At 65.1% G+C, this 13319-nt stretch carries 14 protein-coding genes; 3 read left to right on the top strand and 11 right to left on the bottom strand.

Annotated features, from left to right (window positions below):
• Positions 1-259 precede the first annotated feature (259 nt).
• The 3 genes from pan2 to truA all read right to left on the bottom strand — a co-directional run bounded on the left by pan2 (position 260) and on the right by truA (position 4299).
• Positions 260-1480 (bottom strand): proteasome-activating nucleotidase Pan2, encoded by a 1221-nt coding sequence (gene pan2 / locus VI234_RS13375; RefSeq protein WP_336330289.1) that lies wholly within the window; start codon positions 1478-1480, stop codon positions 260-262.
• A gap of 148 nt (positions 1481-1628) precedes the next feature.
• The gene (pepF, locus tag VI234_RS13380) at positions 1629-3419 is read right to left on the bottom strand and encodes an oligoendopeptidase F (protein WP_336330290.1); all 1791 of its coding nucleotides are present in this window, start codon (positions 3417-3419) and stop codon (positions 1629-1631) included.
• A gap of 52 nt (positions 3420-3471) precedes the next feature.
• The gene (gene truA / locus VI234_RS13385) at positions 3472-4299 is read right to left on the bottom strand and encodes a tRNA pseudouridine(38-40) synthase TruA (RefSeq protein WP_336330291.1); all 828 of its coding nucleotides are present in this window, start codon (positions 4297-4299) and stop codon (positions 3472-3474) included.
• A 95-nt stretch (positions 4300-4394) separates the two neighbouring features.
• Between truA and VI234_RS13390 the strand changes: the two genes are divergently transcribed.
• On the top strand, positions 4395-4901 hold the full coding sequence (locus tag VI234_RS13390) for a GNAT family N-acetyltransferase (RefSeq protein WP_336330292.1): 507 nt from the start codon (positions 4395-4397) through the stop codon (positions 4899-4901).
• A 61-nt stretch (positions 4902-4962) separates the two neighbouring features.
• On the opposite strand, the gene VI234_RS13395 is transcribed toward VI234_RS13390, so the two are convergent.
• Positions 4963-5385, bottom strand: coding sequence for an SHOCT domain-containing protein (locus tag VI234_RS13395; protein ID WP_336330293.1), 423 nt, complete (start codon positions 5383-5385; stop codon positions 4963-4965).
• Between the two features lie 61 nt (positions 5386-5446).
• Positions 5447-6754, bottom strand: a complete 1308-nt coding sequence (hisS, locus tag VI234_RS13400; protein ID WP_336330294.1) for a histidine--tRNA ligase — start codon at positions 6752-6754, stop codon at positions 5447-5449.
• Positions 6755-7023: 269 nt separating this feature from the next.
• Between hisS and VI234_RS13405 the strand changes: the two genes are divergently transcribed.
• Entirely contained in the window at positions 7024-7674 is a 651-nt protein-coding gene (locus VI234_RS13405; protein WP_336330295.1) for an RAD55 family ATPase, read from the top strand.
• A gap of 63 nt (positions 7675-7737) precedes the next feature.
• On the opposite strand, the gene VI234_RS13410 is transcribed toward VI234_RS13405, so the two are convergent.
• The 4 genes from VI234_RS13410 to VI234_RS13425 form a co-directional block, all read right to left on the bottom strand.
• Positions 7738-8355, bottom strand: a complete 618-nt coding sequence (locus VI234_RS13410; protein ID WP_336330296.1) for a DUF7411 family protein — start codon at positions 8353-8355, stop codon at positions 7738-7740.
• A complete protein-coding gene (locus VI234_RS13415) occupies positions 8356-8700 on the bottom strand; it encodes a DNA-binding protein (RefSeq protein WP_336330297.1) in 345 nt (114 codons plus the stop codon).
• A gap of 87 nt (positions 8701-8787) precedes the next feature.
• Positions 8788-9249: a 30S ribosomal protein S19e gene (locus tag VI234_RS13420; RefSeq protein ID WP_336330298.1), complete on the bottom strand. Its 462-nt coding sequence runs from the start codon at positions 9247-9249 to the stop codon at positions 8788-8790.
• A 113-nt stretch (positions 9250-9362) separates the two neighbouring features.
• Positions 9363-10397, bottom strand: coding sequence for a lysylphosphatidylglycerol synthase transmembrane domain-containing protein (locus tag VI234_RS13425; protein WP_336330299.1), 1035 nt, complete (start codon positions 10395-10397; stop codon positions 9363-9365).
• Positions 10398-10493: 96 nt separating this feature from the next.
• Here VI234_RS13425 and thiL point away from each other — a divergent pair, with 96 nt between their 5' ends.
• Positions 10494-11360, top strand: coding sequence for a thiamine-phosphate kinase (gene thiL / locus VI234_RS13430; protein WP_336330300.1), 867 nt, complete (start codon positions 10494-10496; stop codon positions 11358-11360).
• A 30-nt stretch (positions 11361-11390) separates the two neighbouring features.
• Here thiL and VI234_RS13435 read toward each other — a convergent pair whose 3' ends face one another.
• Both VI234_RS13435 and VI234_RS13440 read right to left on the bottom strand, forming a co-directional pair.
• Positions 11391-12638, bottom strand: a complete 1248-nt coding sequence (locus VI234_RS13435) for a site-2 protease family protein (protein WP_336330301.1) — start codon at positions 12636-12638, stop codon at positions 11391-11393.
• 175 nt (positions 12639-12813) lie between these two features.
• Positions 12814-13062, bottom strand: coding sequence for a DUF7123 family protein (locus VI234_RS13440; protein WP_004518404.1), 249 nt, complete (start codon positions 13060-13062; stop codon positions 12814-12816).
• Between the last annotated feature and the right edge of the window lie 257 nt (positions 13063-13319).

Consider the following 13319-nt stretch of genomic DNA (forward strand, 5'->3'; position numbering starts at 1 on the left):
GCCGCCGACAGCGACAGCTCCATCCACCCTCAGCGAAGATCGACCGCTACAGACGGCTCATCGAGACAGAAGAAGTGACTCAGATCGGATTAGTGGGTGACGCTTTGTGAGGTACTGAGGATAGCATCCGCGAGCGTAGCGAGCGGTTCACCGCGCTCGAACACCGTGAGAGCGCGGCTTTTTTCACCCACGTTTTTGCAAGCAGGGGGGCCCGCAGGCCGCACCGCGGCCGAGGACACCCCTCGCAGTAAAAAGGTGGTTAGGCGAACGCGACCGGAACGCTGCTGGCGTCGTCGTCGGCTTCGATTTTCTCGTAGGCGTCGTGGAGGTCGGACTGCTTGACCGTCGTCCGGCCGTCGCGGATGGCGAACATCCCGGCTTCAGTCGCCAGCGAGGCCAGTTCCGCGCCGGAGAGGCCGTCGGTTTCGGTGGCAAACGCGCCTAGGTCTACGTCGTCGTCGAGGTTCATCTCCTCGGTGTGGATTTCGAGGATACGCTCGCGGCCCTCGACATCCGGGTTCGGGACTTCGATGAGGCGGTCGAAGCGGCCGGGTCGGAGGATGGCGCGGTCGAGCATATCGAAGCGGTTCGTCGCCGCGATGATGCGTATTTCACCGCGCTCGTCGAAGCCGTCCATCTCGGAGAGCAGTTGCATCATCGTCCGCTGGACCTCGGCGTCGCCTGAGGTCTTCGACTCCGTTCGCTTGGCCGCGATGGCGTCGATCTCGTCGATGAAGATGATAGCCGGTTCGCGCTCGGCGGCGAGTTCGAACAGGTCACGGACGAGTCGCGCGCCCTCGCCGATGAACTTCCGGACCAGTTCGGAGCCAGCCATCTTGATGAAGGTCGCGTCGGTCTCGTTGGCGACGGCCTTCGCCAGCATCGTCTTCCCGGTGCCGGGCGGGCCGTGCAGCAGGACGCCGCTCGGCGGTTCGATACCGACCTCGCGGAACTGTTCGGCGTTGACCAGCGGCTCCTCGACGGCTTCCCGGACCTCGCGGATCTGCTCTTCGAGGCCGCCGATATCGTCGTAGGAGACGTCCGGCGAGCCGTCGACCTGCATCGCCTGTGCGCGGGCGTCAGTCTCGGGATCGAGAATCTGCTTGACGCCGAAGGAGTCGTTGATGGCGACGCGGTCGCCGGCCTCCAGCCCGTCGCGGATGGACGGCGAGACTTCGGTCAGGACTTCCTGATTGTTGCCGTGCTGTTTGACGACGACGCCGTCGTCGGTCAGCTCCTCGGCTGTCGCGATATACAGCGAGGACGTCTTGAGCGTCTCGTTTTCCCGCTCAAGCTGGTCGACCTCGTCCGTGAGGTCGTGTTGCCGGTCACGGGCGGCGTCAAGCTGCTCGGTCAGCTGTTCGTTGACCTGTACTATCTCTTTGAAATGTTCCCGGAGTGCCTCCAGACGCTCGTCAGGCGTCATATCGGGATCAAGTTCCAACCGTGGTCGTTCCGGAAGCGAGGGACTGCGCGACATTTGGATGGTCGGTACTATACGGTTGAGACACAAAGTGCCTTCGGGTCACAGGGGGTGAAAGGGTTATCCGTGTCGGGACGGGGCTGTAGCGTTCGGTTAGACCGGTGGCTCGAACAGCCAGACAGGCACCGGATAGCTACTGGCCGTCCTACAGCAACTCGGCGAACTCGTCGAGATACTCACCGTACGTCGAGAGCGCGGACTCGACGGGGTCCGGACTGGCCATGTCGACGCCCGCATCGCGAAGCAGTTCCAGCGGGTACTGCCGCGACCCGCTCCGGAGGAAGTCGATGTACCGCTGGGCGGCTGGCTCGCCCTCATCGAGGATGCCGTCGACGAGCGCGACGGCCGCCGAGATGCCGGTCGCGTACTGGTAGACGTAGAACGCCCGGTAGAAGTGCGGGATGCGCATCCACTCGCGGGCGATGCGGTCGTCGAGTACCGCCGGCTCGTAGTAGTCGCCTTTCAGGTCCCGGTAGAGCTCGTCCAGCCGGTCGGGGGTCAGCGGCTCGCCGGCCTCGGACATCTCGTGGGTGCGGTGCTCGAACTCGGCGAACATGGTCTGGCGGTATAGCGTCGAACGGAACCGTTCGAGGTACTCGTTGAGGATGTGCCGGCGCAGGCGCTCGTCCTCAACGGTGTCCAGCAGGTGGTGGGTCAGCAGCGTCTCGTTGACGGTGCTCGCGACCTCGGCGACGAATATCTCGTAGCCGGAGTAGACGAAGGGCTGCTCCTCGCTGGTGTACTCCGAGTGCATCGAGTGGCCGAGTTCGTGGGCCAGCGTGTACATCGACTCCACGTCGTCCTGGTAGTTCATCAGGATGAACGGCTGGGAGTCGTAGGTGCCACCCGAATACGCGCCGGACTGCTTGTGCTCGGTCTCGTACACGTCGACCCACCGCGAATCCAGCCCGTCGGCGAGCCGGGACTGGTAATCATCGCCCAGCGGTGCGACGGCTTCGGTGACGTATTCGCAGGCCTGTTCGTACTCGATTTCGGGCGATTCCTCCTGCACAAGCGGGACGTAGAGGTCCCACATCCGGAGTTCGTCGGCCCCGATTGACTGGCGCTTGAGGTCGGCGTGGCGGTGGAGCGTGTCGAGGTTGTCGTGGACGGTGTCGACGAGCGTGTCGTACACCTCGACGGGGACGTTCGGACCGTCCAGCGCGGCCTCGCGGGCGGTGTCGTAGTCCCGTGCGTTCGCCATCTTCACGTCCGTCTTGACGGCGTTCTTGTAGGCCGTGCCGACGGCGTTGCGGACGGTGTCCCACTCGTCGTAGAACGCCTCGTAGACGCGCTGGCGGAACTCTCGGTCGGGGTGTTTCTGCAGCGTCGTGAAGTTGTTGAGCGTGATGGGCTGCTGGTCGCCGTCGGGGTCCTCGACGGTCGGGAACGACATGTCGGCGTTGGCCAGCATGTTGTACACCTCGCCGGGCGCACCGGTGACCTCACCGAGTTCCGCAAGGAGATTCTCGACCTCGGCCGAGCGGGTGTGGTCTTTCATCCGGAGCACGTCGTCGAAGTAGTGCTCGTAGGGCTCCAGCCCCGGCTCCGCGTCGATCATCGCCTCGATGTCGTCGTATTCCAAATCCTGCAGTTCCGGGTCGAGGAACGAGGCGGCCGAACTGGCCTCCGACGAGAGGGACTGCGAGCGGGCTGTCAGCGCCTGGTACGTGTCGTCGGTCGTGTCCTCGTCCCGGCGCATCCGGGCGTAGGCGGCGACGTTCGACACCGTCCGCATCAGTTCCTCGTAGGTCTCCAGAGTTTCTAACAGCGTCGCAGCGTCCTCGGTGGCGCGCCCCTCGTAGGCGGACAGGTCCTCGATCAGTTCCTCCGCCTCCTCATAGGCGGCTTCCCAGTCCTCGTCGCTGGCGTAGAGAGAATCGAGGTCCCACTTGTACGCCTCGTCGATGTCGCTCCGTGCGGGTACCGAACTCATAGCCCGCTCTTGGGACGGGGCCGAAGTAAGCCTTCGTTTCAGCGACGGGGAACTACAGCCCGTCGGTTATGTGGTCGGCAACCCGCGCTGTCGTGTGGGCGTTCGCGCGTCGGTGCTCGAAGACCGTCCGTGCGTCCGCAGCGGCGTCCTCGTCCCGACTGAAGGCAACATCCGGGTAACGAACGTCGGTCAGCACCAGCGGTTCGGGCGGGGCCGGCGGGACGCCGTCGGGGCCACTGACGGACTCCGGCGAGAGGATACGGTCAACCTTCGACAGCTGGGCGGAGCCGTCCGCGACAGTCGCCGCGAGAGAGACGAGCCGACGAACCAGCTGGCGGCAGAACCCGCCGGCCGTGAGCCGAACGACGAGGAACTGGCCGTCCCGCGTCCAGTCGATGTCGACGGTTCGCTCGGTTCCGGTGTCGTCGGACGTGAGATTGTGGAAGTCGTGGGTCCCAGCGAGCGCGTCGACGGCATCGGCCCACCGTTCGTCGTCGACGGGTCGATGTCCGGGCCGGTCCGTGTCCGTCGGCGCGTACAGATAGTAGGTGTACGTGCGTTCGGCGGCGTCGTGGGTCGCGTGGAAGCCGTCGGGGACATCGGCGCTGGCCCACACACGGATGTCGTCCGGGAGTTCGCCGTTGAACGCCGCCGGTGAGAGCCACGCCGGCGCGTCGAAGGCGACAGTCTGTGCTCGCGCAGAGACGCCAGCATCAGTCCGACCGGCAGCCGCGTAGCGCTCGGGCAGGCCGTCGCCGCGCTCGCAGACGCCGAGGCGGACGAGCGCCGAGCGCAGTCGCCCCTCGACGGTGTCGACGTCGGGCTGGCGCTGGAACCCATGATACGGTCGGCCGTCGTAGGCCACGCGATAGGCGCGCATACCGATTTGTCGACTGCGAGCCACTTGTCTCGCCCGAATCTCAGTCGCTGGGAAGGATAGACGAACTTAGGCGTCCTGAGAACAAAGACAGGAGTATGTCCAACGCCGCCGCGGCGGATCACGACTTCCCCCGCCCGCCCGAAACGTTCACCGACCACGACGGGCGGACGGTGACAATCGAGGCCTACGACGGCGACATCGACCCACTTGTGGAGATGTATGCTGACTTCGGGCCCGACTCCCGGTCACAGGGCGTGCCACCACGGACTGAGGCGGATATCCGCGACTGGCTGCCGAATCTCGTCGAAGACGGCCTGAACGTCGTTGTCTGGCACGAGGAGCAAGCCGTCGGCCACGCCGTCCTCGTCCCGTATCAGGACACCTCGGAACTGGCGATTTTCGTCCATCCGGACTACCAGCACGCCGGCATCGGCTCACAGCTCATCCGCGTACTCCTCGGATACGGGCAGGAGAACGGGCTCGACCGCGTCTGGCTCTCCGTCTCGAACACGAACCACGTCGCCCGAGCGCTGTACGAGTCGGTCGGCTTCGAGACGATCGCCAAGGAGCGCGTGGAGATGGAAATGGAGCGGGCGCTCTGACCGGCCTGCCTCACAACGGCTTCACGCAGGGGTAGTGGCCACGCGGCAGTAGTGTCTTCCGTCACTCGGTTTCGAGGCTGACTTCCCTATCGACCTCACCGGCCGTGTTCTCTGCCTCGCTGTTCGCCGAGAGCGATTCGGTCTCCAGCAGGCGGTCCAGCCGCCGCTCGAACTCGCTGTCTGTCAGTTCACCGCGGGCGTACCGCTCCCGGAGGTGGTCGACCGGATCTACCGTCGGTTCCGACGCCGTGGTCATCTCGGTTTCATCCGAGTCCGGCTCGGCCGCCGGCGATTCAACTATCGGTAGTTTCGATCCCAGAAGGGCGACAAGCGGAGCCAGAATGAACCAGCCGAGGATGATAAATATCGGAGCAAGCACGTTTCCGAGGCCGGCCGCACCTGCGAGCATGGCAAAGCCAGTCGACAGTATCGCGATGGTCGCGACGAGCTTCCACCTCGGGAGGGCGATGGAGGGGAGCTGCATGTCGAACAATCAACACGGCGGTCGCAAAAAGTTACTGTCACAATCCGACCGTTAGGTGGCGCTACTCCGCGAAGTCCTCGAACGTCGGCCGGTCGTAGTCGCCGGGGAACGCCGAGAGCGGGACGCTGATCTGCTCGCCGTCGTCCATCTCCTTGAGCGTCACCTCGTCGTTTTCGAGGTCCTGCTCGCCGACGATGACGACCGTCTCGGCGTTGATGCCGTCGGCGTAGCCCATCTGCGCGCCAAAGGACCGGTCGGCGACGTCGCTCTCGACGACGTGGCCGCGCTCGCGCAGGTCACGGGCGATTCGGGCCGCGGTCGGGCGCGTGTCGCCGACCTGCAGGACGTAGTAATCCGTCGACAGCTCCTCGGCGGGCCAGACGCCGGCGCGCTGACAGAGGAGTTGGAGCGTGGCGTGGCCGGGCGCGAAGCCGACGGCCGGCGTCGGCTGGCCGCCGAATCCCTCGATGAGGTCGTCGTAGCGGCCGCCGCCGAACACCGACCGGGAAACCTCGCCCGTCGAGTCGAAGCACTCGAAGACGACGCCGGTGTAGTAGTCCAGCCCGCGCGCGGTCGTCAGCGAGACGGTGAGGTGGTCGCGGACGCCGAAGTCCTCGGCCGCGTCGAGCACTGCCTGCAGATTGTCGGTCGCCGCGCGGACATCCTCGGAGCCGGTGAGGTCCGCGAGCGTTTCGATTTCCTCGGCGTCAATCTGGAGCATCTCGTCGAACTTGTCGGCCTGGCCGTAGTTGAGCCCCGCTTCGACGAGCGCGTCGAGGTAGTCGTCGTGGTCGACCTTGGCCCGCTTGTCGACCGCACGAATCGCTTCGGGCACGTCCACGTCGGCCCCGAACGACTCCAGCACGCCCGAGAGAATGTCCCGGTGGGAAACACGGATCTCGAAGTCCTCGCCCGTCAGCCCGAGATCGGTGAGCATGTCCACGGCGACGGCCAGAATCTCGGCGTCGGCCGTCGGCTCCGCCGACCCGAAGATGTCCACGTTGGTCTGGTAGAACTCCCGGAACCGGCCCTGCTGGGGCTCCTCGTAGCGCCAGAACGGTCGCGTCGACACCCACTTGATCGGCTTCGAGAGTTCCTGTTGCTTGGCGACGAACATCCGCGCGACGGTCGGCGTCAGCTCCGGCGTGAGCGCGACCTCGCGCCCGCCCTTGTCCTCGAAGCTGTACAGCTCCTCGACGATCTCCTCGCCGCTCTTGTCGACGTACATCTCGGTCGGTTCCAGCGCCGGCGTGCCGATCTCCCGGAAGCCGTAGCGCTGTGCGACGTCTTCCAGCGTGTCCATGGCCCACCGCCGAGCCTGCATCTCCTCGGGGTAGAAATCGCGAAAGCCCTTGACGGAGTCGTACATATCCGCGTCTACAGCCAGGGCGCGCTTGAACCTGTTCGTTCACGCTGACCGGAACCACGAACTACGGGCCGATACCTACCGGTAGAGACTCGCTAAAATGCGCCCACTGCTGTGTTTGCTGGCGATCTACCTATGAAGGCGGGCGTGGCCAGCGTCCGCTGGCGGTAAGCGGGCTAGAGACTGACTACATGGGGAGCGGTCCGTGTTAGAGAGGCGACAACAAAGAGCCCCTCAACCCAGGGTGGCCGTATGGGACGGGCATTGGACTGGTGGACAGTTCACGGGGTGAGACAGTGACACAGCGATTCGAGACGGGGGTTCGAGCACTCGACCGGAAGCTCGACGGCGGCATTCCGACTGGAAGCCTCGTCACGCTGCTCGCCGAACCGGCGAGTCAGGCGGAGCTGTTTCTCTCCGAGTTCGTCGCCCACCAGGAAACGGTGTATCTCTCCGGCGAACAGGCCCCGACCACAGTCACGTCGGCGCTGCGGTCCCAGCGGGGGACCTACGACGACCTCGCTGTCAGCCAGCTAGATCGGGAGGCCCCGGTCAGTGATGCGCTCGCCCACGTCGAAGGGCTCACCGAAGGGTCGCTCCTCGTCGTCGACCCGGTCGAGCCGCTTGAGCGCGCCGATACAGGAGAGTTTCGGGCCTTCTTCGAAACGCTGCAGGCCAGACTCGCACAGACCGACAGTGTCGCGGTCCTGTACGCGCTCAAACACGACACCACACCGTCACAGCGCCACCGGACGGAGTACACGAGCGATATCGTGTTCGACCTCGAAACGACGCGAAGCGACGACGCTATCGAAAACAGGCTCTTCGTCCCGAAGTTCCGCGGAGGCCGGGCGCTCACTGAGCCGATATGCCTCGACCTCACCGACCGCATCAGCGTGGACACCAGCCGGGACATCGCTTAGTCTGACTGGGACCCGCGGGGAACCCGCACCAGCGATGACACATGGGACCCGCACTAGCGGTGGTTAGCGAAGTCCACGCACGCGAGATTGCGTGTGCTCGGGGAACACGTCGGCCACGGCACCCTCGCCGTAGCGCTCCCGCAGGAGCGCACGGAGTTCGACTTCGTAGTCAGCCTTCTGAATCTCGGCGCTGGGGCCGCTCTCGACGACGAGTTTGTCGGCGGCCATCGCGTCGATAGCGCCGCGGCCGATGCCTGCGAGCGGCGCGAGGTAGTCCACGCCGAAGCGGTCCTCGACGCTCTGTGCGAGCGGACGCTCGATGGTCGGGACCCGGTCGTCGCGCCGGGTGCCGTCAGCCGCGGCGTCAAACGTGTCGATGCCGTCGATGTCAGCGATCCAGTCACCGCGGGCGACGGTTTCGACGGCGTGCTCGTGGACCCGCTGAATGCCGTTACGGGGGTAGCCGTCGTCGTGCATCTGCTCGACGGCGTCGTGGGCCACATCCGGGTCCAGATCGACTGTCGCGTGGTCGAAGCCGACGGCCGACGCACTCTCCCGAGCGGGGTCAGTGTCACAGACGCCGAAAGAACCGCTGACGAGCGTCACGTCGTAGAAAGGGTCGAGCAAGAGCGCCGCCAGCGTCGAGTCCTTTCCACCACTGTACAACAGGCCACAGCGCATCTACCGGCGCTTGATGTCGAAGCTCTTGGAGTCGGGCGTTAGCTCCGAGAGGAGCTCCTTCATCTGATCCTCGTCGATCTGGCCCTGCACGCGGCCGCTCTGGGCCAGCGCGACGACCTGCTGTTCGATCTGCTCGCCGACCTGCGGTTTCGACATCTTGACCGTGTTGAGCCGCTTGCGTGCGCCGTCAGTGAGGTTCTGCTTGAGGACTGCCTGCTTCTGGGCGTCGGCCTGTTGTTGCGCGGCCTCCTGACCCTCGCCCTCGCCGCCCTGCTGTTCCTTGAGCTGCTCCATCTTCTTTTTCCGGAGTTCTTCGAGTTCCTCCTCGCTGGGGTCGCCACTCATAGTTGTATGAGAATACTGGAGTCGGTCGGAAAACGATTTCGGAGCAGGGGCTATGGGCCGGCTGAAAAACAGCGAGAAAGGCGTCAGTTACGCGTAGCGTTCGAGTTCCGGACGGTCGAGTTCCGTCAGGAGGTCGCCTGCGGTGTCGTCGAGGAGGCTGCGGCCGTCACCGGTGACACGGCGACCGTCGTTCTCGCTGGTCTCGACGTAGCCGGCGTCTTCGAGCTGCTGGAGCGCCGTCCGGATGATGTTGCCCGAGCCCTTGGTCTTCTGGTGGGGACGGACGCGGTAGCGGGTCGTCCCTTGCTTCGAGGTGCCGTACTCGGAGCGGAGGGCGTTGACGCCGACGGGACCGTCGACGGCGACCTTTCGGAGGAGGCTGGCCGCGCGTCGCGCCCAGAAATCTTCCTGCTCGGGTGGGAGTTCACGGTCCACGCCGGTCTTGGTGTACTCGGCCCAGTCCGGGGCTTCGATATCGTCTTCGTCTGCGAGCGTCTCCGTGAGTGCCTCGATGAGTTCCTCGGGGGGAACGTCGTAGAGTGTAGCCATTGCAGATTTCTTTCCGTCGCCGTCATTTAAACGCGTCGTTCGCAGTCGGCGGGCGTGAACCGTTCACTCGCCCACAGGGCAGCGATTCTCTCTCCCGTCGGGAACCGCGAGTGTCACTCCTCGAGCGATGCGGCCCGGTCGACACTGAGCGCAGCGGCGACGCCGCCGCCGATAACCGTCGGCAGGAGATAGCTCCCGACGCGGTGGATCAGCACCGCAGAGGTGGCGAGGGCCGCCGAAACCGGGGCCGTCGAGACCAGCAGCGTCACGAGTACCGTCTCGATAGCGCCCGACCCGCCGGGAAGCGGGACGACGCTGGCGATGCTCCCGACAGGAACGACAAGCAGGACGACTTCGACCGGTACCGGTGCCCCAACGGCGTACAGCGACGTCCACAGCGACGCCGACAGGCAAATCCAGCCAAAGGCCGAGAGCCCGAAGGTCTGGAGGACCGTCCGCCGGTCAGTCGCGATGCGTTCGATGGCCGAAAAGAACCCCTCGATTCGCGCCTCGATGTTTTCCGCGGACGGTGGTGACCACCGGGGTACGACGTTCGACAGCGCGGCGAGGGCTGGTGCGACACCGCGAATGATCGTCGCCTGAACGCGGTCCCGGTGTCGCCAGCCCAGGACAGCAGCAGTGGGGATACCGACCACGAGCACCGCGACAGCACCGGCGGCAAACGCCAGGTTCCGGGTCAACTGGACCGCACCGGCGGCGACGAACGTGAAGCCGACGACGGCGTACCCGACAGACGGCAGAAAGTGGACCGTGTCGACGGTGGCGATAGCCGCCAGCCCGGTCTCGTACTCGGTGTCGGCGGCCGTCGATATCAACAGCGCGCTCACGGGCTCGCCGCCGGCCTGACCGAAGGGCGTGACGTTGTTCGAGAACACGGCGGCGACGAACACGAGAACGGCAGTGTGTGGCGCCACCGGCGCACCGAGCGCTTGCAGCACCGTCCACAGCGCCAGCCCCCACGAGACGAGCCAGAGCATGGCGATGCCCGCGACGGCGAGAAGTGCCCCCGGGTCCGCCGTCGTGAGCGCGTCCAGCGTCTCATCGATGCCGACGAGCCACACCAGCCCCGCGAGGACGGCGAGCGCTGCCGCGAACCCGACGACCGTCGCCATCCGGTTCCCATCCATGTGGATGGGATTGGCAGTCTCCGGTTTCAACCCACCGACCCTGTCCTGCCGACCGATACCCCCGAGGGTTTTGCCCCGGGACACCGACGACCGAGTATGGACGAGCGGGCTGCACTCGCCGACCTCGCCGACCGGCTTCCCGACGCGGGCGACGACTGCGCCGTCGTGGACGGCCAGGTCATCACGACCGATATGCTCCACGAACGGACGGACTTCCCGGCGGGGACGACCCGCTACACGGCCGGCTGGCGGGCCGTCGCCGCCTCGCTATCGGACGTGGCCGCGATGGGGGCTAACGCAACAGCCGCAGTAGCCGCGTACGGTGCACCGTCGTTCGAACCGGACGAACTCGCGGCGTTCGTCGACGGCGCACAGGACGTGTGTCACGCGGTCGGCGCAGAGTACGTCGGTGGGGATTTAGACAACCACGACGAGTTCACCGTCGCGACGACGGCCATCGGGGCGGCCGCGGACCCGATCCGTCGCTCGGGCGCGTCGCCCGGCGACGCAGTCTGTGTCACCGGCACGCTGGGCCGGTCAGCCGCCGCGCTCGAACTGTTCGACCGGGGTGACACCGACCGGGCGAACGGGCTGTTTCAGTTCGATCCCCGCGTACGTGCAGGCGTCGCGCTCCGACCGCACGCGACGGCGATGATGGATTCGAGCGACGGGCTGGCCCGCTCGCTGCACCAGTTAGCCGAAGCCAGCGGCTGTGGCTTCGCTGTCGAAGAGCCGCTCCCGATAGACGCGCAAGTCGACGCGCTCGCGGAGACTGAGCAGGAGCGGAGAGAGCTGGGCGTGTTCTTCGGCGAGGACTTCGAACTGGTCTGTACGCTGCCCGAATCGGACGTTCCCGAAGCCAGAGACGCCGTGCCGTGCCCGCTACAGCGGATCGGAACGGTCACCGAGCGCGGGGTCACGCTCGACGGCGAGACGCTTCCGGACCGCGGGTACTCACACTGAGAATGTCCCGGCCGCGACGCGGGCTGACAGTTAGACCGCGCTGATCTCGAACGGAACCGGCGTGAAACAGGCCAGCCCCAGTAGGAACGTAAACAGGCCGAGCAGCGCCCGCCGTCGGTCGAGTTCTGTGTCTACTGTCGGTCTGGCCGGACCAGCATACGCGAGTCCGGTGGCGAACAGGCCCCAGAACACCCACAGGCCCCAGACGCCGAAACCGACCGGCGGCGGGTCGCGGGTGAAATACAGGTAGCCGGCGAGTGCAAACAGCGCGCCGGGAACAGCGGCGGCGACGGTCTCCTGCCGCTGTCCGACGATGGACCGCACGATGTGACCGCCGTCGAGTTGCCCGACCGGGAGCAGGTTCAGGAACGTGAAGAACATCCCGGCCCAGCCGGCGAACACGATCGGGTGGACCGATTCGCCGGGCCCAATCTCGGTCCCGAGTCCCAGCGCGTTCACCAGCGCTTCCAGCGCCTGGAACAGGAGCGGATAGTTGAACGTGATGATGACGCCGGTGTCGCTGTTTGCCACGCGTTCCGGAACCGTAATCGGGTCTATCGAGAGGCCGATAACGGTAACGACCGTCGTCGCGACAAGTCCGGCGAGCGGGCCGGCGACGCCGATGTCGAACAGCGCCGTCCGGTCGGGGATGCGTCCGCGGATGTTGATGACCGCCCCCATCGTCCCCAGATACGAGGGGAACGGGATGAAATACGGAAGCGTCACGTCGACGCCGTGGTAGCGGGCCGCGGCGTAGTGGCCCAGTTCGTGGATGCCGAGCACGCCGAGCATCGCGACCACGAACGGCCAGGCCTCGAAAACGCGAACCGGGTCCTCAGCGACCGGGATGTAGTACCAGGCGCTCGCGCCGACGTAGAGGGTCGACGCGATAGTCGCGAGTAGGAGCCCGATGTTGAGCCACGGGATACCGCCAGTGTCCGTGTCGGCAGGCTCCGCGACCAGTGCGTACTGGTCCGGGCGCGGGTTCAACGCACCACCGGTGGCGGTCATCGAGTCACCGGCGCCCGGACCGCCGACGACAGTAGTGCCGCCGTTGCTCGTAGTGGCTGCTGCATCGCCGGATTCCGGGCCGAGTTCTTCGAGTCGAACGTCGTAGCCCCGCTGTCGAAACAGCGGCCTAAGTTGCTCGACAGCGGCGGCTGGTGGCACTAGCGGGTCGCCGATATACTGGACGGTCCCATCCGTCCGCCGCACTGACGAGACGGAGAACACGCCGGCCAGTCGATCAGGCGATGGCGGGTCCGCGGAGCCACTCATCAGCTACTCGTAAACGATGCGGGCACAAATACTCCGCGAACGATCACACAGCTATAGTAGCCATTGAAAATCAATGCACACCTGATCGCACGATGGCAGTGAGATCAGTGTGTAAATCGTTTCAATTGTTATAGCAGGTACTATCGTCCGAGAACTGTACGCGGGGACCGGTCGTCTACGCCGGCTCGATACGCCAGGTGGTCGCGCTCGTGTACGACCACTTCTCGACATTGATCTCGGACGCGCTGTCCTTGAGCTTGACCATCAGGGCACCGATCTCCTTCGGGGAGAGACCGACTTCGTCAGCGATGAACTTGCTCTTGAAATACATCTCGCCGTCACTTGCCTTCTCTGCGAGGAACGACTTCAGTCGCTCTTCTTTGGAGGGCTCTTCCTCGCCGGAGGGCGTTGCGGTAGCGCTCATCTTTGTCACCTCACTTCTTCGTAACCCCGCCGGGAGTATATAAAGGAAGGAACCTTCAGGTCACTTCGGTCACTTTCAGGACAAATCGAGCTAAAACGCATTTTTTACGACCGTTTCAGATTCTTTTAGACATTTCACAAAGCCTTCTTAGACCGTAAATCGGCGCAAGTTTCGTGGTGTTTTGAGCGGTCTGTGAAAGAGAGATATCACCATCTGTAGCGCCAATATGCGGCGAATTTCACCGTTAGTTTCCCAGA

It is taken from the genome of Haloarcula sp. CGMCC 1.2071 (assembly GCF_037078445.1).
GTDB classification, from domain to species: domain Archaea; phylum Halobacteriota; class Halobacteria; order Halobacteriales; family Haloarculaceae; genus Haloarcula; species Haloarcula amylolytica.

Coding starts and splice junctions, on each gene's coding strand:
- VI234_RS13390 (WP_336330292.1), top strand. CDS start 4,395: ATGTCCAACGCCGCCGCGGCGGATCACGACTTCCCCCGCCCGCCCGAA.
- pan2 (WP_336330289.1), bottom strand. CDS start 1,480: ATGTCGCGCAGTCCCTCGCTTCCGGAACGACCACGGTTGGAACTTGAT.
- thiL (WP_336330300.1), top strand. CDS start 10,494: ATGGACGAGCGGGCTGCACTCGCCGACCTCGCCGACCGGCTTCCCGAC.
- truA (WP_336330291.1), bottom strand. CDS start 4,299: ATGCGCGCCTATCGCGTGGCCTACGACGGCCGACCGTATCATGGGTTC.
- VI234_RS13420 (WP_336330298.1), bottom strand. CDS start 9,249: ATGGCTACACTCTACGACGTTCCCCCCGAGGAACTCATCGAGGCACTC.
- VI234_RS13435 (WP_336330301.1), bottom strand. CDS start 12,638: ATGAGTGGCTCCGCGGACCCGCCATCGCCTGATCGACTGGCCGGCGTG.
- VI234_RS13415 (WP_336330297.1), bottom strand. CDS start 8,700: ATGAGTGGCGACCCCAGCGAGGAGGAACTCGAAGAACTCCGGAAAAAG.
- VI234_RS13425 (WP_336330299.1), bottom strand. CDS start 10,397: ATGGATGGGAACCGGATGGCGACGGTCGTCGGGTTCGCGGCAGCGCTC.
- VI234_RS13410 (WP_336330296.1), bottom strand. CDS start 8,355: ATGCGCTGTGGCCTGTTGTACAGTGGTGGAAAGGACTCGACGCTGGCG.
- pepF (WP_336330290.1), bottom strand. CDS start 3,419: ATGAGTTCGGTACCCGCACGGAGCGACATCGACGAGGCGTACAAGTGG.
- VI234_RS13395 (WP_336330293.1), bottom strand. CDS start 5,385: ATGCAGCTCCCCTCCATCGCCCTCCCGAGGTGGAAGCTCGTCGCGACC.
- hisS (WP_336330294.1), bottom strand. CDS start 6,754: ATGTACGACTCCGTCAAGGGCTTTCGCGATTTCTACCCCGAGGAGATG.
- VI234_RS13440 (WP_004518404.1), bottom strand. CDS start 13,062: ATGAGCGCTACCGCAACGCCCTCCGGCGAGGAAGAGCCCTCCAAAGAA.